General features: G+C 60.8%; 31 protein-coding genes. 14 read left to right on the top strand and 17 right to left on the bottom strand.

The window, feature by feature from the left end:
* Positions 1-19: 19 nt before the first annotated feature.
* On the bottom strand, positions 20-184 hold the full coding sequence (locus tag SynM161_RS12065; RefSeq protein ID WP_255441726.1) for a hypothetical protein: 165 nt from the start codon (positions 182-184) through the stop codon (positions 20-22).
* Between the two features lie 82 nt (positions 185-266).
* The gene (locus SynM161_RS12060) at positions 267-548 is read right to left on the bottom strand and encodes a hypothetical protein (RefSeq protein WP_255441725.1); all 282 of its coding nucleotides are present in this window, start codon (positions 546-548) and stop codon (positions 267-269) included.
* Between the two features lie 22 nt (positions 549-570).
* Here SynM161_RS12060 and SynM161_RS06785 point away from each other — a divergent pair, with 22 nt between their 5' ends.
* The gene (locus SynM161_RS06785) at positions 571-735 is read left to right on the top strand and encodes a hypothetical protein (protein WP_186540441.1); all 165 of its coding nucleotides are present in this window, start codon (positions 571-573) and stop codon (positions 733-735) included.
* Between the two features lie 43 nt (positions 736-778).
* Here SynM161_RS06785 and SynM161_RS06780 read toward each other — a convergent pair whose 3' ends face one another.
* Positions 779-1021: a hypothetical protein gene (locus SynM161_RS06780; protein ID WP_170950614.1), complete on the bottom strand. Its 243-nt coding sequence runs from the start codon at positions 1019-1021 to the stop codon at positions 779-781.
* A 169-nt stretch (positions 1022-1190) separates the two neighbouring features.
* Between SynM161_RS06780 and SynM161_RS06775 the strand changes: the two genes are divergently transcribed.
* Complete coding sequence (locus tag SynM161_RS06775; protein ID WP_115161939.1) at positions 1191-1781, top strand: nucleoside kinase; 591 nt, start codon at positions 1191-1193, stop codon at positions 1779-1781.
* A 439-nt stretch (positions 1782-2220) separates the two neighbouring features.
* On the opposite strand, the gene SynM161_RS06770 is transcribed toward SynM161_RS06775, so the two are convergent.
* Together SynM161_RS06770 and SynM161_RS06765 are read right to left on the bottom strand one after the other, a co-directional pair.
* Complete coding sequence (locus SynM161_RS06770) at positions 2221-2484, bottom strand: hypothetical protein (RefSeq protein WP_114989377.1); 264 nt, start codon at positions 2482-2484, stop codon at positions 2221-2223.
* Positions 2485-2664: 180 nt separating this feature from the next.
* Positions 2665-2913 (bottom strand): DUF1651 domain-containing protein, encoded by a 249-nt coding sequence (locus tag SynM161_RS06765; protein WP_186540439.1) that lies wholly within the window; start codon positions 2911-2913, stop codon positions 2665-2667.
* Between the two features lie 402 nt (positions 2914-3315).
* Here SynM161_RS06765 and SynM161_RS06760 point away from each other — a divergent pair, with 402 nt between their 5' ends.
* Complete coding sequence (locus SynM161_RS06760; RefSeq protein ID WP_006849985.1) at positions 3316-3600, top strand: 2Fe-2S iron-sulfur cluster-binding protein; 285 nt, start codon at positions 3316-3318, stop codon at positions 3598-3600.
* Here the strand turns inward: SynM161_RS06760 and nth are convergent, their stop codons facing one another.
* Positions 3601-4254 (bottom strand): endonuclease III, encoded by a 654-nt coding sequence (nth, locus tag SynM161_RS06755; protein WP_186540437.1) that lies wholly within the window; start codon positions 4252-4254, stop codon positions 3601-3603. It lies immediately after the preceding gene.
* A gap of 179 nt (positions 4255-4433) precedes the next feature.
* On the opposite strand from nth, the gene SynM161_RS06750 reads away from it, so the two are divergent.
* On the top strand, positions 4434-5321 hold the full coding sequence (locus SynM161_RS06750) for a metal ABC transporter substrate-binding protein (protein WP_186542576.1): 888 nt from the start codon (positions 4434-4436) through the stop codon (positions 5319-5321).
* On the top strand, positions 5321-6076 hold the full coding sequence (locus SynM161_RS06745; protein ID WP_114989297.1) for a metal ABC transporter ATP-binding protein: 756 nt from the start codon (positions 5321-5323) through the stop codon (positions 6074-6076). Before SynM161_RS06750 ends, SynM161_RS06745 begins: the two co-directional genes overlap by 1 nt.
* Before the next feature lies 1 nt (position 6077).
* Here the strand turns inward: SynM161_RS06745 and SynM161_RS06740 are convergent, their stop codons facing one another.
* The gene (locus SynM161_RS06740; RefSeq protein WP_186540435.1) at positions 6078-7442 is read right to left on the bottom strand and encodes a 1-acyl-sn-glycerol-3-phosphate acyltransferase; all 1365 of its coding nucleotides are present in this window, start codon (positions 7440-7442) and stop codon (positions 6078-6080) included.
* Positions 7443-7474: 32 nt separating this feature from the next.
* Between SynM161_RS06740 and SynM161_RS06735 the strand changes: the two genes are divergently transcribed.
* Positions 7475-8299: a metal ABC transporter permease gene (locus tag SynM161_RS06735; protein ID WP_011364450.1), complete on the top strand. Its 825-nt coding sequence runs from the start codon at positions 7475-7477 to the stop codon at positions 8297-8299.
* A gap of 32 nt (positions 8300-8331) precedes the next feature.
* Here the strand turns inward: SynM161_RS06735 and SynM161_RS06730 are convergent, their stop codons facing one another.
* From SynM161_RS06730 to SynM161_RS06710, 5 genes are read right to left on the bottom strand one after another with little or no spacing between them, the layout of a single operon-like run.
* On the bottom strand, positions 8332-8487 hold the full coding sequence (locus tag SynM161_RS06730; protein WP_186540433.1) for a hypothetical protein: 156 nt from the start codon (positions 8485-8487) through the stop codon (positions 8332-8334).
* A 13-nt stretch (positions 8488-8500) separates the two neighbouring features.
* Positions 8501-8701: a hypothetical protein gene (locus tag SynM161_RS06725; RefSeq protein ID WP_006851769.1), complete on the bottom strand. Its 201-nt coding sequence runs from the start codon at positions 8699-8701 to the stop codon at positions 8501-8503.
* A gap of 55 nt (positions 8702-8756) precedes the next feature.
* Positions 8757-9545, bottom strand: a complete 789-nt coding sequence (locus tag SynM161_RS06720; protein WP_186540431.1) for an ABC transporter ATP-binding protein — start codon at positions 9543-9545, stop codon at positions 8757-8759.
* A complete protein-coding gene (locus SynM161_RS06715; protein ID WP_186540429.1) occupies positions 9535-9966 on the bottom strand; it encodes an NUDIX hydrolase in 432 nt (143 codons plus the stop codon). The genes SynM161_RS06720 and SynM161_RS06715 overlap by 11 nt, the downstream gene beginning before the upstream one ends.
* Positions 9963-10460 (bottom strand): hypothetical protein, encoded by a 498-nt coding sequence (locus tag SynM161_RS06710; protein WP_186540427.1) that lies wholly within the window; start codon positions 10458-10460, stop codon positions 9963-9965. The genes SynM161_RS06715 and SynM161_RS06710 overlap by 4 nt, the downstream gene beginning before the upstream one ends.
* A gap of 38 nt (positions 10461-10498) precedes the next feature.
* Here SynM161_RS06710 and SynM161_RS06705 point away from each other — a divergent pair, with 38 nt between their 5' ends.
* Positions 10499-10690 carry a hypothetical protein gene (locus SynM161_RS06705; protein ID WP_114989292.1) on the top strand — a complete coding sequence of 64 codons (192 nt, stop codon included), beginning with the start codon at positions 10499-10501 and terminating at the stop codon, positions 10688-10690.
* Here SynM161_RS06705 and SynM161_RS06700 read toward each other — a convergent pair.
* On the bottom strand, positions 10674-10859 hold the full coding sequence (locus SynM161_RS06700) for a hypothetical protein (protein WP_114989374.1): 186 nt from the start codon (positions 10857-10859) through the stop codon (positions 10674-10676). The genes SynM161_RS06705 and SynM161_RS06700 overlap by 17 nt on opposite strands.
* A gap of 65 nt (positions 10860-10924) precedes the next feature.
* Here SynM161_RS06700 and SynM161_RS06695 point away from each other — a divergent pair, with 65 nt between their 5' ends.
* The 6 genes from SynM161_RS06695 (at position 10925) to SynM161_RS06670 (ending at position 13625) form a co-directional block, all read left to right on the top strand.
* Positions 10925-11419 carry a hypothetical protein gene (locus SynM161_RS06695; protein WP_255441724.1) on the top strand — a complete coding sequence of 165 codons (495 nt, stop codon included), beginning with the start codon at positions 10925-10927 and terminating at the stop codon, positions 11417-11419.
* Positions 11416-11637, top strand: a complete 222-nt coding sequence (locus tag SynM161_RS06690) for a chlorophyll a/b-binding protein (protein ID WP_115009146.1) — start codon at positions 11416-11418, stop codon at positions 11635-11637. Before SynM161_RS06695 ends, SynM161_RS06690 begins: the two co-directional genes overlap by 4 nt.
* Positions 11638-11640: 3 nt before the next feature.
* Positions 11641-12297, top strand: a complete 657-nt coding sequence (locus tag SynM161_RS06685) for a methyltransferase domain-containing protein (RefSeq protein ID WP_186540425.1) — start codon at positions 11641-11643, stop codon at positions 12295-12297.
* 78 nt (positions 12298-12375) lie between these two features.
* Positions 12376-12558, top strand: a complete 183-nt coding sequence (locus tag SynM161_RS06680) for a hypothetical protein (RefSeq protein ID WP_115132715.1) — start codon at positions 12376-12378, stop codon at positions 12556-12558.
* Positions 12540-13262 carry an esterase gene (locus SynM161_RS06675; protein ID WP_186540423.1) on the top strand — a complete coding sequence of 241 codons (723 nt, stop codon included), beginning with the start codon at positions 12540-12542 and terminating at the stop codon, positions 13260-13262. The genes SynM161_RS06680 and SynM161_RS06675 overlap by 19 nt, the downstream gene beginning before the upstream one ends.
* 18 nt (positions 13263-13280) lie before the next feature.
* The gene (locus SynM161_RS06670) at positions 13281-13625 is read left to right on the top strand and encodes a molecular chaperone DnaJ (RefSeq protein ID WP_186540421.1); all 345 of its coding nucleotides are present in this window, start codon (positions 13281-13283) and stop codon (positions 13623-13625) included.
* Between the two features lie 25 nt (positions 13626-13650).
* On the opposite strand, the gene SynM161_RS06665 is transcribed toward SynM161_RS06670, so the two are convergent.
* A complete protein-coding gene (locus tag SynM161_RS06665; RefSeq protein ID WP_006849913.1) occupies positions 13651-13773 on the bottom strand; it encodes a hypothetical protein in 123 nt (40 codons plus the stop codon).
* A complete protein-coding gene (locus tag SynM161_RS06660) occupies positions 13770-13964 on the bottom strand; it encodes a hypothetical protein (RefSeq protein ID WP_006850620.1) in 195 nt (64 codons plus the stop codon). The genes SynM161_RS06665 and SynM161_RS06660 overlap by 4 nt, the downstream gene beginning before the upstream one ends.
* A 420-nt stretch (positions 13965-14384) precedes the next feature.
* On the opposite strand from SynM161_RS06660, the gene SynM161_RS06655 reads away from it, so the two are divergent.
* Entirely contained in the window at positions 14385-14534 is a 150-nt protein-coding gene (locus SynM161_RS06655) for a hypothetical protein (RefSeq protein ID WP_186540419.1), read from the top strand.
* 1 nt (position 14535) lies between these two features.
* Here SynM161_RS06655 and SynM161_RS06650 read toward each other — a convergent pair whose 3' ends face one another.
* Positions 14536-14790, bottom strand: coding sequence for a hypothetical protein (locus SynM161_RS06650; protein ID WP_186540417.1), 255 nt, complete (start codon positions 14788-14790; stop codon positions 14536-14538).
* A gap of 17 nt (positions 14791-14807) precedes the next feature.
* On the bottom strand, positions 14808-15161 hold the full coding sequence (locus tag SynM161_RS06645; protein ID WP_186540415.1) for a hypothetical protein: 354 nt from the start codon (positions 15159-15161) through the stop codon (positions 14808-14810).
* Between the last annotated feature and the right edge of the window lie 29 nt (positions 15162-15190).

The following is a 15190-nucleotide window of genomic DNA, read 5'->3' as shown; positions in this document are numbered from 1 at the left end:
GTGGATCCTGCGGATCACTTCATTCGCGCACCTTCGGTGGCTTGCCTGGATCCAGAAGTCCTTCCTGGATGGCCCGTCCGATCAGGGCATGGGTGATGCTTTTGCTCATCGACCAGCCAATCAGTGGCATGTCGGGCTGGATGCCTTGGGCGTAGCGCTCGGCGATCACCCAGCCGTTCTGCACCAGCACAACGGCGCGGGTGCGTTTGGGTGTGAGCGGCTCGTTCTCCTCAAAGGCGCGATCGAGAGCGTCCTTCAGTGCCTGCTCATCGATCTGCGGCGGCTGTGGCGATCAGGGGCCAGGCAGAGCCAATGAGATGGGGCGTCGCGGAGTCAGGCTGGTTTGGCTTGGGCAGCCGAGGTTTTGGATGCCCATCGATCTGCCAGGTGCAGCCCCGTTCGCCGTTCTGAATCGCTTCAGCACGAATCAGTCCGAATAGGGCGCTGGCCTCAACGCGTCCAGCGTTTGGTTTGATCAGGGTGTGGATCATCCCCTGGCCGGCGGCCAGGTCTTCCTTGAGCACCTGGTCTGGATCCATTCCAGCCATCAGCACGCTGCTGCAGAGCTGCTTGGCGCTGAAACTCGCCCCCGCCCTGGCCGAACGAGATCAGGTTGCGCAGCGGAGGCTCCAGGCCTGCTGTGGCGCTGAAGGCCATGGCCGCTATGGAGATCACCACCGTCCGCCACTGCTGCTTTGTCACCCTTGCTTTGTCACCCTCAATGGCCATGATTGAAGCGGGGGGTGTCCCCGCTTCAATCATGGATGGAACGCTGGCTTCAGTACACGTCGTAGCTGACGCCGCGATAACGCAGTTCCCGTCCGCCGCTTGGGTGCTGTTGTGGGTCGATTTGTTCGTAGGCGACGCCGCGATAGCGCAGCACCTTGGTTTTGCTCCCCACCGGGGTGTGCACCCGGTCGGTGTGGCCCTGGTGGCGGTAGGCCCGTGCCATCTGTGTTCTGGCCGTTTCGATGGCCTGATTGCGCACAGTCCGTGCCTTGATCAGTTGAAGGGTGTTCATCTCTCTCTTGCGCGGTGCCCACGCCCCCGTTGCCTGGCGTGGATCTGACTGCGGCCTGTTGATGAGGCCCAACGTGACCACACCCTAGCCCTAATCTGTATCAACGGCTACTGTTTTTCTGCTTCTTTTGGGACGGCGCTGTCAGCATGGTTCTGGATGAAGACAGCGCTTGTCTGGGGCAGTTCCTCTGGTGTGCATCTGCGGGCCGTCTGCGGCCGGCAAGACCACCCTGGCCGCCCGTCTGGCCGAGCAGCTGCGTGCCAGGGGGCGTCATCCCCTGTTGATCGCCTGCGATGACTACTACCGCTGTGGTTGGTCGCCCAGCTCGCGCTACGGCTTCGACACGGTGGATGCCATTGACGCGGATCAGCTGAGGTTGCAGCTCAGCGCTGTTCGCTACCGCCAGTTGAACGCGCTGCGCAGCTACGACATGCGCAGCCGCAGGGTGAGCTCCAGGTTGTTGCAGCAGCCCTATGACCTGGTTCTGGTGGAAGGCTCCTACGGGCCACAGCATCTGTTGGAGGCTGTGCCCATCTCGCTGGTTGTGTACGTCGAAACCCCACTACTTCAGAGGTTGATCAAGCGTCTCTGGCGTGATGTTCGCGACAGGCAGAGGCCGGCTTCCTATGTGATTCGCCAGATGCTGCGCGAAATGCTCCCGGGTGAGCGTCGCTTCATTCACCCTTTGAAGCGTCGCGCAGATCTTGTTGTTCGGGGCTACAACTTCGATCTGGAGCCGATTCTCAGCAGAATTGGATAGCTGCTTAAGCCTTGATCAGTCTCAGTGGCTTGTTTCTGCGTAGGCCTGTGCGTCTGGAGACTGATTGATTGATGGTTTTGATGGTTTGCCCTGGCTGATTTGATCAGCGGGTCTGCTTTTTAGAGCGAGACAAAAGGCGCGAGATTTTCGCCATCCATCGATCCGGTGCAGCTTGTTGCGTCGAAACAACCGCTGCTCTTTGCTTGGCTGACGCAGGGTTAGGGCCTGAAGGTTCTGATAGCGCCCAGCGGAAATCCATCAAGGATCGGGGCTTGCCGGCCGGGGACTGAGCCAGCACCTGCTGGCGAAGTTGATGTTGAGTGCGCAACAGCCTTCAAAGGCACCTTCTTGCACCATGGCTCAAGCAGGTCTTGTTTCGCCAGCAGTGTTCTCCCGTTCGTAAGAGGCGTCAGACAGTGCCTGCCCAGGGGCGACAGGTTCAGACCTTGTTTCCTTCGTCGTCCCAGTACTCGATTCTGTTCACTTCAAGATCGTCTTGTTTGAGTTTGGCGGCGATCTCCTTGGCCCTCGCCCTCAGATACAGCTCATCGGTCACCAGGCTTTGGTAAACGATCTCCTCCAGGGTTTCTGCGGGAGCTTCTGAGACGATCTGCTTCACGTCGTCCTTGCTCAGCTTCACGTCAGTTCGAATGCTGACGGTCTGCTCGAAGTTGAACTCGATTTCGTTGATGACCGATTCCATGGGCTCCCTGGCAGGCAAAAAGAAACCCCCGCCAAAGGCAGGGGTTCCAAAACGGCTCGCAGGAGTGTGTCCTTGTTTCCACCCTGTGAGGCGTTTTTCCTCACAAGACCAACATGCCAATCCGACGCGTGCGCTGGGATTGCTGATGGACAGCCTTGCAGTTGGCCCCAGCGACCTGTCTCAAAGTTCAACCGCGTCGCCCCAGGCCGGAGATGCAAGGCGCTTCCAGCCCTGGGTCTGCAAGGACGCCCAGAGTTGTTCTGCTTCGGCCTTTCGCAGGTGTCGGCGTTCCTTCAGCAGGGGAGGGCCTTTAGGCAGGCGCCGGCCTCTGTCGATGAAGACCTTCGGCTCATGGATCCATCCTTTCTGATCGCGATGGAATCGCCAGATCCAGCGGTCGTCGCTGTCAATCAGCCAGCCCTCTCCCATGACCATGCTGCAAGTACATCAGTACTAGCAATGGTGGGTTTGGCTGGTCAAGTGGTCTTCTGGTTCAGGCCCAGGCCAAAAAAAAGGAGCAGGCCCCTCAGCCCACCCCCTCCGTGACGCATGGAAAGCACCACTGCTTTCGTGATGCAGTGTCCAAGACGATGGCGCTTTGGCGGGTATCGATCCGTACGTTTTTAAGCATTACTGCCTAGTAAGAGCTGTTCTCATTCACGGGATGATTCCGGAGGCGCGAGCATCACTGCCAACGCTTCGGGGAGTTGAACGAGCGCAGGTTCCCTCGCCTGCGCCTCCCCCAAACATTCATGGGAGCAGGGTGCGGATCCAGCTGCTTTGGCGCCGATGGGCTGATCCAGCTACCAACCGTTCAGGATCTTCCGCGTCATGGCCTCTTTCAACATCAGCATCGAGGGTGGTGCCAGCTTTTCGTGTCCTGATGACACATACATCCTCGATGCAGCCGAGGAGGCCGGAGTTGATCTGCCCTATTCCTGCCGGGCCGGGGCCTGTTCCACCTGCGCCGGCCGTTTGGTGAGTGGTTCGGTGGATCAGACCGATCAGAGCTTTCTCGATGATGATCAGATCGGCCAGGGGTTTGCCCTCCTTTGTGTGAGCTATCCCACCGCTGATTGCGTGATCAAGGCCAACGCTGAAGAGCTGCTGTCTTGATCAGGGCTTGCGGGTGATCACAGGACGGCGGCGTTTCGGATAGAGCTCACGGCACATGGGGCAGACGGTTCCGTCGCAGCTCCGTGCTGTGCAGAATTCACGGCCCCAGAAAATGATCTGCAGGTGCAGTCGGTTCCAGTGCTCCTTGGGGAAGAGGCGCTTGAGGTCCTGTTCCGTGCGCGCCACACTGCTGCCGTCGCTCAATCCCCAGCGTTGGGCCAGCCGGTGGATGTGGGTGTCGACGGGGAAGGCGGGCACGCCGAAGGCCTGGGCCATCACCACGCTGGCTGTCTTGTGGCCCACGCCGGGTAAGGCTTCGAGTTCCTCAAAGCTCTGGGGAACGTCGCCGTCGTAGGACGTCACCAGAATCTGGGCAAGGCGGCGCACGTTTCTGGCCTTGGTTTTGGCCAGCCCGAGCTGCCGGATGAACGCCAGGATCTGCTCCTCCTCGAGTTCTGCCATGGCGGCGGGTGTTGGCCCAGCGGCAAACAGCGCCGGCGTCACCTCATTCACCTTCTTGTCGGTGCACTGGGCACTCAACAGAACAGCGATCAGCAGGGTGAACGGATCACTGTGATCCAGGGGGATCGGTGTTTCCGGGTACTGCTCGTGGAGGCGCTGCAGAATCACCTCCACCCGCTCAGACCTGCGCACGGGTGTTCAGTGGGTGAGGTGATCTTGGCGCTTCGGTGATTGCATCGCTTCGTTGCAGCCTTTCCCTGCCATTGCCGAGATTGTTTTAGGACCCATTGATGCGATCCTCGATCAGGACGAGTCAGCACGCTTTGCCCCGGTTGAACTGGAACCGTTCGGCAGCAGCGCTGCTGGTTGTGATGGGTGTGTTGCTGTCCTCTTGCCGCAGCCGAGAGCAGGACGTCAGCGCGGATTCACGCCCCCAGGTGCTCACCACCTTCACGGTTTTGGCCGATCTGGCCCGCAATGTGGCGGGTGATCGGTTGCAGGTGGCTTCGATCGTCAAGCCCGGTGCCGAGATTCACGGGTACCAACCCACCCCCAGTGACATCGAGCGCGCCAGCAAGGCGGATCTGATTGTTGAGAACGGGTTGGGGCTGGAGTTGTGGGCCCGGCGTTTCACGGCTGCAGCGGGGGATGTGCCCACCATCACCCTTTCGGAAGGGATGAAGCCTCTGCTGATCACAGAGGACGCCTATTCAGGCAAGCCCAATCCCCATGCCTGGATGTCCCCCCAGCGCACGATGGGCTACGTGGACCATCTGGAGCGGGCCTTCAGCCAACTCGATCCAGCCGGTACCGAGGACTTTGCCGCTAACGCGTCGGCCTACAAAGCTAAGCTCCAGGCCCTCGATCAGGAGCTGCGCACGGCGATTGCCGCGCTGCCGGCTCAGCAACGGCTGTTGGTGAGTTGCGAGGGAGCCTTCTCTTATCTGGCAGCGGATTACGGACTCGAGGAGGCCTACCTCTGGCCGGTGAATGCCGAAAGCGAGATCACACCCAAACGCATGGCACGGTTGATCGACACGGTGCGAGAGCGCGAGGTGCCAGCCATTTTTTGTGAAAGCACCGTGAGCGATAAAGCCCAACGGGAGGTGGCAGCGGCGGCAGGGGCGCGATTCGGTGGAACCTTTTACGTGGATTCCCTCTCGCCTCCGGACGGGCCTGCCCCCACCCTGTTGGAATTGCAGCGGCACAATGTGGGTCTGATCCGCAAGGGCCTGGACCTGTCCAAGAGCAACCGCTGATGCGCATTCAGGCCGACCAGCTCTGTGTGGACTACAACGGCACCGTTGCCCTGTACGACGCCAGCCTGCACCTGCCAGCCGGTTGCATCTGCGGTTTGGTGGGCATGAACGGTGCCGGTAAATCGACGTTCTTCAAGGCTCTCACTGGGTTTGTTCGCCCTTCGCGCGGCAGAATCCGGATCAACGGCAGCAGCGTTGCCGAAGCGCAGCGTCATCAAGCGGTTGCCTATGTGCCCCAGAGCGAAGGGGTGGATGCCCAGTTCCCCGTGTCGGTGTGGGATGTGGTGATGATGGGCCGCTACGGCGCGATGAATGCGTTGCGGATTCCCCGCAGCTCGGATCGTGTGGCTGTGCGGGACGCCTTGACGCGGGTTGATCTGCTGGAGCTGGCCGATCGTCCCCTTGGGACTCTCTCCGGTGGTCAGCGCAAGCGCACGTTCCTGGCTCGAGCCATCGCCCAGCGCGCTGATGTGCTGCTGCTGGATGAGCCCTTTAATGGGGTTGATGTGCGCACTGAGCAGCTGATGGCCCAGCTGTTTCTTCAGTTCCGCGACGAGGGCCGCACGATCCTGATCTCCACCCACGACCTGGGCCACGTTCGTGATTTTTGCGATCTGGTGGTTCTGATCAATAAGACCGTGCTCGCCTACGGGGAAACCTCAGAAGTGTTCACCCCCGAGAACCTCGCCATGACTTTCGGTGGCGTGCCGCCCGATCTGCTGACGGGCAACAGCTCCCCGGAGGAGACGTTCTAAATCAGAGCTCTCCCGCGTCCGTCGTCATGGTCCGAGAGGCGTCGGGCATCAGGGCAACGAGAGCCTGCTCCAGGTCTTGCATGAACACTTGCATCGCCTCGCTACGGTTGCTGCGGTACTGATTCAGGCGAGGCCGCACGGGCAAGGCTCGTCCGAGTTGCACCTCCACCCGTTGTGGGCCGAGGCTGGGCTGACCCTTCCAGGGCTTGTCTTCGATCCAGCCGATCGCTTCCTCCACCAGCAGCAACATCTCGGCAAAGCGGTCAAAGTCGGGTCGATCACTGATGTAATGACCACTCACGCTGGTGAAATGCTCCACCAGTCGCATGCGGGTGAGTTGGAGGTCGGCTTCCCGTGCCTCCCAGTCCGCCAGGCTCCGCTCCAGTGGCGGAAGCTGATCAACACCCTCCCGGTAGATCCGATCCCAGGCGGCCTGCTCGATCCGGCGGCAGCGCTCCTGAAGATTGCCGACGGCACGCAGGCCGAAATGGGTTTCGGCTTTGGCCAGGCCATGCCGGCGGTAGGCATCAATCCGTTCGCTGAAGGTCTGAGCTGGATCGGGCTTCAGCCGTTCGAGCTGCTCAAGGGCTTTGAGCAGATTCATGCCGATCTGGATCAGCCGGTCGCGACTGCTGGTCTCTGAATTGCCCGAGTCGGCGTCGGGGGAGGAGATGCCGAGATGGCGTTCGAGACAAGCCAGTCGCGCTTCGAGGGCGATCCAGTTGGGGTGCCTCCAGCTGTAGTGAATGCCAATGGGCAACACCACCAGCGGCCGCTCGTCGTTGGCTTTCTCCAGATCCTCCGCTGCCCAGAACGCCAGCTGGGCCACTCCCGGCTCCAAGGGCGCCATCTCGCCGGAGAGGTTGTTGGTGGCTCCTTCCGGTGCCACCACCAGCGGGTAGCGCCCCTGGGCCAGAGCCCCGCGGGCCTGGGCCAGCGCTGGGCGATCCAAGCGGCCGCGGTGGATGGCGATGCCGCCACTGCGTTGCAACAGCCAGCCGATCACCGGGCCAGCCCAGATCGGAATGCCGCGGTCGTAGAGAAAGCGCAGCTGGATGGGTCGTGGCAGCTGCAGCTTGAGTCGCCGTGCTGCCTGGGGAATGCCGTTCCAGAACAGATCCGCCATCACCACCGGATCTCGGGTGCTGGGGTGCCGAAAGGCGATCAGCAGATTGCAGGCCCCCGAGTGCTGGGCTGCAAAGGCCTCGGCCAGGGCTTCTGCTGCATCACGGTGGCTCAGCTCAAGGCCCTGACTGCGGAAGAGCAGCGGAAGCAGGCGGCTGACCACGGCCTGAACCATCCGGCTGGGACGGGTGGGCAGCCGGCGCAGTGCGGGACGAGCGTTCTGGGTGGAGGCGCGAGGCATCGAACCGACTGCAGCGCGCCCATACTGATCCGATGGAGCTTTTGCTGGAACCCCTCAGTCACGCCTTCATGGTGAAGGCGTTGATGATCAGTGCCCTGGTTGGGGGTGTTTGCGGGCTGTTGTCCTGCTTCATGACCCTGAAGGGATGGGCGTTGATGGGTGATGCCGTCTCCCATGCGGTCCTGCCTGGCGTGGTGGTTGCCTATGCCCTGGGCCTGCCCTTCTCCCTGGGGGCGTTCGTCTTCGGTGTGGGTTCCGTTGCCGCCATCGGCTTTGTGAAGCAGAAGTCGAGGGTGAAGGAAGACACCGTCATCGGGCTTGTCTTCACCGGTTTCTTCGCTCTGGGGCTCGTGCTCGTCTCCAAGACGCGCAGCAACATCGATCTCACCCACATCCTGTTTGGCAATGTGCTGGGGATCTCAGCGGGGGATGTGCAGCAGACCCTGGTGATTTCGGTGCTGGTTCTGGTACTGCTGCTGCTGTTCCGGCGGGACCTGATGCTCTTCTGCTTCGATCCCACCCACGCCCGATCGATCGGGATCAACACCGGACTCCTGCACTACATGCTGTTGGGACTCCTCTCCCTGGCCGCCGTTGCCGGTCTGCAGACCGTGGGAATCATCCTGGTGGTGTCGATGCTCGTCACCCCCGGGGCCACGGCCTATCTGCTCACCGATCGGTTCGACCGGATGACGCTGCTAGCCGTCACCAGCAGCGTGCTCTCCAGTGTGCTGGGGGTGTTCATCAGCTACTGGACCGACAGCTCCACCGCCGGTTGCATCGTGCTGGCGCAAACCGCGCAATTCGTGCTCGCCTTTCTTCTTGCACCTGGGCAGGGGGTGCTGCGGCGACTCTGATCAGTTGATGTGTGGATGATTGGATCAGTGGATCAGCGCTCGTCGTCGTCCCAGTCGTAGGTGTCGTTGAAGCGCTGAACGCCTGCTTCCCGAAAGTGAAAGTCCCTGGCGGAACGACCCTGATCTGATGACGTTTGCTTGGAACCGTCTTGGTCCCACGGCTCGCGGTAATCAAGATCGTCCCGCATGTTCTGGAACGGCTCAGGAGGCTTCGCTGTCATCCCACTTGGCTTTGCCATCCAGCAGTTCGATCAGCTCCTGGAGCTTGCCCATGGTGACGCGCACATCGGCACCATCGGGCAGAACACCATCGGCCACCACGTTGTAGTGGTCACGGCACTGGTTGCGCAGCTCCTGCAGGCGCTTCTTGGTGATGGTCTTTTTCTGTTCTGCCGTTGCCATGGCGATTGCGTGGTCTGGCCCTCATCCCTAGCAGAGCAGGGTGCTGCCTACCGATCTACCCCGGAAGAACCTGGCGAAAGCCATGGGCTTCCACCACGTTGAGCGGGGTGTTGAACAGTTCACTCAGTTCGGCGGGCCGCAGCATCTCCCGTGGGCTTCCATCCCCAACAAGACGTCCCTCTGCCAGAAACAGCACCCGTTCCATCTCGGGAACGATTGTGTCCACCCGATGGGTGACCTGCACCACGGTGGTTCCCGTTTGGATCAAGCGCCGCAGGATCGCCAGCAACTGATGGCAGGCCTGGAGGTCGAGGGTACGGCTCGGCTCATCCAGCACCAGCACCTCGGGTTGGTGAACCAGGGCGCGAGCGATCAACAGGCGGCGCCGCTGTCCGTCCGACAGCTCTCCGCAGCAGCGTTCGCGGATGCTGTGGAGGTGCAGTTGATCGAGCAGATCCCGCGCCTGCTCCCATTGCCGCGCACTGGGCTTCTGATCCCGGCCCAGTCGGGTGGCCCCAAAAAAATTGCTCACCACCGCCTCTTCAACAGCTGTTTTGGGGTGAAGCCGCTGTTCCATGTCGCTCGACACCACCCCAAGGCGGCTACGCAGCGCCCAGAGGTTCACCGTCTCGCTGCCAAACAACCGCAGATGAGCGTCGGGGCGAACGATGGGATACAGGCTGCGGTCGATCAGTTTCACCAGGCTGCTTTTGCCTGCGCCATTGGGCCCTAACACCGTTGTGGACTGCCGCAGTTTCAGTAGCAGGTTGAGCTTGTGCAGCACCGGCCGATGGCCCAGCCATGCCTCCACATTGCGGAGATCGAGCCAGGTTTCAGTGGTCATGGCCCTCCTTCAGCAACCGATCGATCACGATCGACAGGCGCGGAGCGACAGGCCGGAGCGCCTGCTGCCGCTCACTCCAGATGGCCTCACGCACCAGATCACTGAGGGGCACCAACTTCATCTCCTGGCCCTCCTTCAACTGCAGTTGGCTCACGGGCACGCTGAGCGTTCCGCGGAACACGTGGGCCACCCGGTTGCCGCTGTCATCGCTGAACCATGGTTCGAGCGGCACGCTGGGTGACCAATCGATCTCCTCCTGCAATTCGCGGTGCACGGCTTCGCTGGCTGTTTCTCCCGGATCGAGATGGCCACCAAACAACCCCCAGTGGCCCGGATAAATGATCGAGTCGATGTCGTCGCGCAGTTGGAGCAGCCATCGGCCTTCCCGCTCGAGCATGGCCAGGGCGACGGCGGGCTTCATGACGCCTCCGGTGTCTTGCGGGACCACTGGGCCAGTCCACCGCCCCGCCCCCGCGCTGTGAGTGTTCCCTGCTGCTCGTTCAGTTCAATCAGGGCAAAGAAGGGCAAGCGTTGGGGTTCCGGTGACGGCAGGCTTCGCTGCAGCAGTACCTGATCGGACCAGCTCAGCTCCAACGACGTGAAGCTGAACATCAGCAGTGGTCTGGAACCCTTGAGCTGGGCCTGGCCGCTGAACCGCAAGCGGAAACCGGCTAGGCAGACCTGATTCACGATGCTCAGGCCCTGGTCGCCGCGGCTCAAGCTCAGGCTGGCCTGCAGCCAGCGCAGCAGCGTTGCGGTGCCGGGCGCCGGTGCATCCCCGCTGCGGGTCCAGGTCTGCTGCAACATCCAGCAGCCCGGCAGCTGCTCGATCTGAATGCCGCTGCCCTCACGGCGGCTCTGGTCTTCCCTCGCCAGAAGAGCTGCGGCAGGAGAACCAGGCAAGGCTGAGATCATGGGGCTCTGCAACACCCCCATCTTTTCGGAGTCGGCCCATGCAGCGCGACAAGCGCCGGACACCTCCCATAACGGACCTGCTTCTACGGGGACTGCGCATCGGGGCCAGCACCGTTGCCCTGGTTGAACTGCTGCGCAGCGATTGGATCGGAGGGGGGCTCGCCAGCTTGGCCTGGCTGGTCTTCGTTCAGGTGGAGCGTCGCCGGGCGCCGCTCAAGCCTCCGTCCTGAGGATCGAATCGATGCAGTTCGGGTGCTGTCGGATATAGGCGTTGAACTCCATGGCCAGCAGACGGGCCTCAAAGGCATCGGTGGCGTAGAAGCAGGATTCCAGCTTTTCTCCGTTGGATGTCTTGTGTCGGACGGTGTAGGCAGCCCGTCCCTGAGCAATGCTGGCCATGGACTGATGAAGCAGTGGTTTCAAGCTGGCACTCCTGCCCTGAGGAATTCCATAACCATTCATTCATGTTTGCGTTTCAACGCTTCGTAAAGTTGTTTGAAGCGATCGACAGTCCGTCTCACCTCTCTGCCCGCATCCCGCTGCCCATGGCCTCCCCTGCTCTGGCCTTCAACGTTGCTCTCGCTTCACTCCTGTCCCTGATCGCAGGGCCTGTTCAGGCGGAATGGCAGCCGATGCAGGAGCCGGCGGTTTGGCAATCCCGTCGCGGCGATCTGCTTCCCGGCGACGGCTGGATCTTCATGGAAGCCCTCGACACCCCCGCGATCAAGGCGGCTGAATACATCCGGGCTCCCCAGAGCGTGGACGGTTCCGTTGAGGTGGAAGCAGGCCTGCTGATTCAGCGCGCTGGCCAGGACCGGTGGACCCAACGGGTTCTGCCGATGCGTGCCAACTGTGCCAAAGGTCAGCTGGAGCAACGCCAGCCCGATGGTGCCTGGACCGTGTACCCCGGTCGCGATGGAACCGTGGTTAAGGTCCGCTGGATCTGCGCATTGCGATGAGTCGGCCTGCTTTTCGTTACGAGGAACCGGAACGCTTCGGCGAGTCGCTCACCACAGCACGCCCCTGGAACCGGTCTGCCCTGACCGATGTGGAGCGGCTCAATGGCCGGGTGGCCATGCTCGGTTTCTTGGCTGCCGTGGTGCTTGAAAAAGCCACGGGCTTGGGAATCGCGGGTCAGCTTGGTGCAGCTCTGCGCTGGTACCTGCAGCTGGGTTGATTGATGACGGTTGTTCCTGTTCTGAAGGACTCCCAACGCTTCAAGTTGGATGCCACCGACGACGCGATCTTCTACAGCGAGCCGCGTTTCGTTCACCATCTGGATGCGGGTTTTCGTGCTCGGCTGGCGGCCCTCTACCGCGAGCGCATTCCTCCCTGTGCCCAGGTGCTGGATCTGATGAGCAGTTGGGTGAGCCACCTGCCGGACGATGTCAGTTACGACAACGTCATCGGCCATGGCCTCAATGCTGAGGAGCTGAGTGCCAACCCCCGATTGGATCGGCACTGGGTTCAGAACCTCAACAGCGACCAAACCCTCCCGGTTGAGGATGCATCGATCGATGCCACCTTGATCGTTGCCGGTTGGCAATACCTGCAACAGCCCGAGCCGATCGCCGCTGAGCTGTGGCGGATCACCCGCCCCCGGGGCCAGGTGATCGTGGCGTTTTCCAATCGAATGTTCTTCACCAAGGCTCCCCAGGTCTGGACCGACGGTGATGACGGTGATCACCTGCGTTACGTCGCTGAGGTGTTGATGGCCCAGGGCTGGCCCCAGCCGGAGATCGTTGCCGAAGACACCCGCGCCGAGGGTGTGATGGGCTTGTTCGGTGGCAAGGGAGATCCTTTCTTTGCCGTCGTGGCCGAGAAACCTCTCTACTGATTCCTCGACTTTCCTTTGCCTTGCAGGGATGGACGTTGTTCTGAATTGCGGCAGCGTGAGGCGAGAACCAGGATCTGCATGAGCTTTACCCTTCCGGGTCTTCTCCCCTGGCGCTTCAGGATCGTGTTGATCGGTCAGCAGGTGGTTCTTGAGGCTTCGTCTGAGGATCAACAGCTGAGCACGGTTCTTGAACCTGGTGGAAGTCGCATTCGGCGTGGCTACGACCTGATCAAGGCTCCGCAATGTGCGTTGATTCGGTGAGCAACACGTCTCGCCTCACCCAGCCCGTCGTCATCTTCGGTGGCTTTCTGATCACGCAGGAGGCCTATCGCCCCCTCGCTGATTGGATTGATCAGGCAACCGGCGCTGCGGTGCGCATCGTGCTTGCGTCCAAATTGGATTGGCTGGCCACCAGCTGGGGCTTCGGTTGGCGTCGCCTGCTTGATCGCGTTGATGCCGCTGTGCGTGAGCTTCAAAGCCAGTCGCCCACAGGGCGCGTCACGTTGATTGGTCACAGCTCCGGCGGGGTGATGTTGCGGCCCTATCTGGCTGATCAGACCTTTCTGGGACGCCGTTTCAACGGTGCAGCCCGATGCAATCGCCTGATCACGCTCGGCAGTCCCCATCAGGCTCTGCGTTCCACACGATTGCGGGCTCGTGTGGATCGTGAGTTTCCGGGTTGCCCTGAAGCCGATCGGGTGGACTACGTCGCGGTTGCGGGTCGGCTTGATCCGCTGGGAGCGAATGCATCCAATTTTTCGCGCCGCAGCGCTGCCAGCAGCTATCGCCAGATCATGGGCGACCCGGATCTGCAGGGGGACGGTCTGGTTCCCCTTCCATCAGCCCTGCTGCGGGATGCCCGGTCGATTGAGCTGGCTGATACGGCCCACGGCGGATTGTTCGGCCAAAGCTGGTACGGCTCCACCGATCGCATCGAGCGTTGGTGGTCGCAGCTCGGAGACTGAACCAGGCGATCAGGCATTGTGGCCTGCTTCGGCGATCAGCTTGTGCAGGAAACGAAAGGGTTTGGGGGTCAGGCCACGTCGGCCAAACGCAAATCCAGCAAGAAGCGCAAGCCGGGAACGTCAAACCATCGCCGTGATCAATGCCCAATGGGGCGCGACCCCGGCCTCGAGGCGATTCAGGCCAGACAGTGCCTCGGCCTGCCGCTCACTGGGCGGTTAACTGTTGCCCAGGTGAAGCGGGCACACAAGCTTCTGGCTGTTCAACACCATCCCGATAAAGGGGGCGACCCTGAGGTGATGACACGGTTCAACACCGCCCGCGATGTGCTGCTTGAGCCCGAGATGGAGATGCTTGCTGCCTGACGACCTTGACGTGCGTCCAAGTGGTTCAGCTGCCGCTGCTGCGGCCCAGCACCAGCCAGGTGATCAGCATCAAGCCACTCAGGCTTACCACGGTGTAGATCCAATCGGCGTATGGCGTCCAGAACAGTCCCGCAACCGGGGCTGTCATCGGTCCCAGACCAGCAGGAGCACCACAAACAAGGCCCCGAACACGAGGAAGGGTGTGAGCAGCGTCAGCAAAGACTGTGTTTCGATCGTTCCGGTTGCAGCAAGCGGATCATCCGGCGGTCTGTTTTGATCTGTCAAATCTCCGTTATTCACTGAGATTGAGGCCAGAGCTCGCGGCCAATCAACCTTCATCGGGATCGAGCAGTGGGATGAACAACCGTCAGCGTCAAATTCTTGTTGCTTTTTCGGCCTCGATGGGGCTTGGCTTGCTCGGCGGGTTGGCGTTCAACGTCACGTCCCAACTGATCCGGCCCGGCAAGATTGACTTGGGCCCGGCATCGCCGGGAGGGCCTGGCCAATCTCCTGCGTTGCCCGAGCAGAACACAGGCTCATCCGATCCAAGCTGTGTTGTTCCTCCTGGAGGTGGTCCGCCTGTCACGACGAATTTCCAGCCCTGTTGATTGCATCGTGAGGACGGGTTTTATGGCCAGAGTTTCAAAAGAAAAGATAAAAAAGTGCTCAATCGATACCCAGAATTGTTTCGGTTGTTCGCTCCGATACCGAAGTTGAAGGCCAGCTGAGGTGATTGTTTGCTTCTCTTCCAGCCCATGCATGAACAGCGATCAGCGTCTCAGTTATCTGCACTTGATGAACAAAGCTGCTGAATCGGAAGACAGACAGAGCTATTTTTATTACCTCAAGCTGGCTGAACAGACACTCCAACGCCAGGATGCCGAGGTGCTCTGGAAGCCTGAAGGTTGATTCAGCGAATCATGTTGGCCTTGAAAAAACCGAATCCAAGGCCAAAGGATGAGGATTGATCGCGATGCAGCGTAACTGAAACATCGAAATCGAGAAGATCGGATTGTTCGATGTCTTCACGCTTCAAGTTGTGAGCGTTCTCTGCTTCGAAGCCATCGATGATTTCATCGCGATTTTTTTCCAGGTAATCCACCACCTGCTTCAGCACATGGTCGCGCCAGGCCTCGCTGGCGTCTTTGCTGATTCGATCAGACATGGTGGATGACGCGGTGTTTAGAGATGGAACCCGTGCCCAACATGGACGCGGGTGCCGTGGTGATGCAGGTGAACCGGAACCATCCAGGGCGTTGGGGTGACGATGACGCGCCGGGGCATTGGTGAAACCATGGGGCCGTACAGCGGGGAATAGCTGCGGTAGTGCCTTCGGTAGTGGGGGCGGTAGCTGTTTTCGATGGCCCTTCCGTAGCCATGCTTGTAGCCCCTGTTGTAGGCCTTCTTTTTTTTGTTTTTGCGGGAGTGGTGGTGATGGTGGTGATGAGCACTATGGGCTCCCACCGCAGGGCTCAGGCCGACACCAGTGATGACCACCACGAACGCAGCGATGCCAAGACGTTGAACAAGCGACAAGGGGCGTCGGTGGACTGAGGAAAACGTAT

The organism is Synechococcus sp. M16.1 (genome assembly GCF_014279895.1).
In the GTDB taxonomy this organism is placed as follows: domain Bacteria; phylum Cyanobacteriota; class Cyanobacteriia; order PCC-6307; family Cyanobiaceae; genus Parasynechococcus.
This window is presented reverse-complemented; position numbering and strand designations above follow the sequence as displayed.

What these genes read in the sequence shown, in the direction of transcription:
- SynM161_RS06740 (WP_186540435.1), bottom strand. Translation starts at nt 7,442, where the DNA reads ATGCCTCGCGCCTCCACCCAGAACGCTCGTCCCGCACTGCGCCGGCTG.
- SynM161_RS06705 (WP_114989292.1), top strand. Translation starts at nt 10,499, where the DNA reads ATGCAGCGCGACAAGCGCCGGACACCTCCCATAACGGACCTGCTTCTA.
- SynM161_RS06780 (WP_170950614.1), bottom strand. Translation starts at nt 1,021, where the DNA reads ATGAACACCCTTCAACTGATCAAGGCACGGACTGTGCGCAATCAGGCC.
- SynM161_RS06695 (WP_255441724.1), top strand. Translation starts at nt 10,925, where the DNA reads ATGTTTGCGTTTCAACGCTTCGTAAAGTTGTTTGAAGCGATCGACAGT.
- SynM161_RS06720 (WP_186540431.1), bottom strand. Translation starts at nt 9,545, where the DNA reads ATGACCACTGAAACCTGGCTCGATCTCCGCAATGTGGAGGCATGGCTG.
- SynM161_RS06765 (WP_186540439.1), bottom strand. Translation starts at nt 2,913, where the DNA reads ATGGGAGAGGGCTGGCTGATTGACAGCGACGACCGCTGGATCTGGCGA.
- SynM161_RS06770 (WP_114989377.1), bottom strand. Translation starts at nt 2,484, where the DNA reads ATGGAATCGGTCATCAACGAAATCGAGTTCAACTTCGAGCAGACCGTC.
- SynM161_RS06685 (WP_186540425.1), top strand. Translation starts at nt 11,641, where the DNA reads ATGACGGTTGTTCCTGTTCTGAAGGACTCCCAACGCTTCAAGTTGGAT.
- SynM161_RS06710 (WP_186540427.1), bottom strand. Translation starts at nt 10,460, where the DNA reads ATGATCTCAGCCTTGCCTGGTTCTCCTGCCGCAGCTCTTCTGGCGAGG.
- SynM161_RS06665 (WP_006849913.1), bottom strand. Translation starts at nt 13,773, where the DNA reads ATGACAGCCCCGGTTGCGGGACTGTTCTGGACGCCATACGCCGATTGG.
- SynM161_RS06700 (WP_114989374.1), bottom strand. Translation starts at nt 10,859, where the DNA reads ATGGCCAGCATTGCTCAGGGACGGGCTGCCTACACCGTCCGACACAAG.
- SynM161_RS06690 (WP_115009146.1), top strand. Translation starts at nt 11,416, where the DNA reads ATGAGTCGGCCTGCTTTTCGTTACGAGGAACCGGAACGCTTCGGCGAG.
- SynM161_RS06745 (WP_114989297.1), top strand. Translation starts at nt 5,321, where the DNA reads ATGCGCATTCAGGCCGACCAGCTCTGTGTGGACTACAACGGCACCGTT.
- SynM161_RS06715 (WP_186540429.1), bottom strand. Translation starts at nt 9,966, where the DNA reads ATGAAGCCCGCCGTCGCCCTGGCCATGCTCGAGCGGGAAGGCCGATGG.
- SynM161_RS06680 (WP_115132715.1), top strand. Translation starts at nt 12,376, where the DNA reads ATGAGCTTTACCCTTCCGGGTCTTCTCCCCTGGCGCTTCAGGATCGTG.
- SynM161_RS06750 (WP_186542576.1), top strand. Translation starts at nt 4,434, where the DNA reads ATGGGTGTGTTGCTGTCCTCTTGCCGCAGCCGAGAGCAGGACGTCAGC.
- SynM161_RS12060 (WP_255441725.1), bottom strand. Translation starts at nt 548, where the DNA reads ATGGCTGGAATGGATCCAGACCAGGTGCTCAAGGAAGACCTGGCCGCC.
- SynM161_RS06655 (WP_186540419.1), top strand. Translation starts at nt 14,385, where the DNA reads ATGAACAGCGATCAGCGTCTCAGTTATCTGCACTTGATGAACAAAGCT.
- SynM161_RS06735 (WP_011364450.1), top strand. Translation starts at nt 7,475, where the DNA reads ATGGAGCTTTTGCTGGAACCCCTCAGTCACGCCTTCATGGTGAAGGCG.
- SynM161_RS06730 (WP_186540433.1), bottom strand. Translation starts at nt 8,487, where the DNA reads ATGCGGGACGATCTTGATTACCGCGAGCCGTGGGACCAAGACGGTTCC.
- SynM161_RS06675 (WP_186540423.1), top strand. Translation starts at nt 12,540, where the DNA reads ATGTGCGTTGATTCGGTGAGCAACACGTCTCGCCTCACCCAGCCCGTC.
- SynM161_RS06760 (WP_006849985.1), top strand. Translation starts at nt 3,316, where the DNA reads ATGGCCTCTTTCAACATCAGCATCGAGGGTGGTGCCAGCTTTTCGTGT.
- SynM161_RS06725 (WP_006851769.1), bottom strand. Translation starts at nt 8,701, where the DNA reads ATGGCAACGGCAGAACAGAAAAAGACCATCACCAAGAAGCGCCTGCAG.
- SynM161_RS06660 (WP_006850620.1), bottom strand. Translation starts at nt 13,964, where the DNA reads ATGAAGGTTGATTGGCCGCGAGCTCTGGCCTCAATCTCAGTGAATAAC.
- SynM161_RS06650 (WP_186540417.1), bottom strand. Translation starts at nt 14,790, where the DNA reads ATGTCTGATCGAATCAGCAAAGACGCCAGCGAGGCCTGGCGCGACCAT.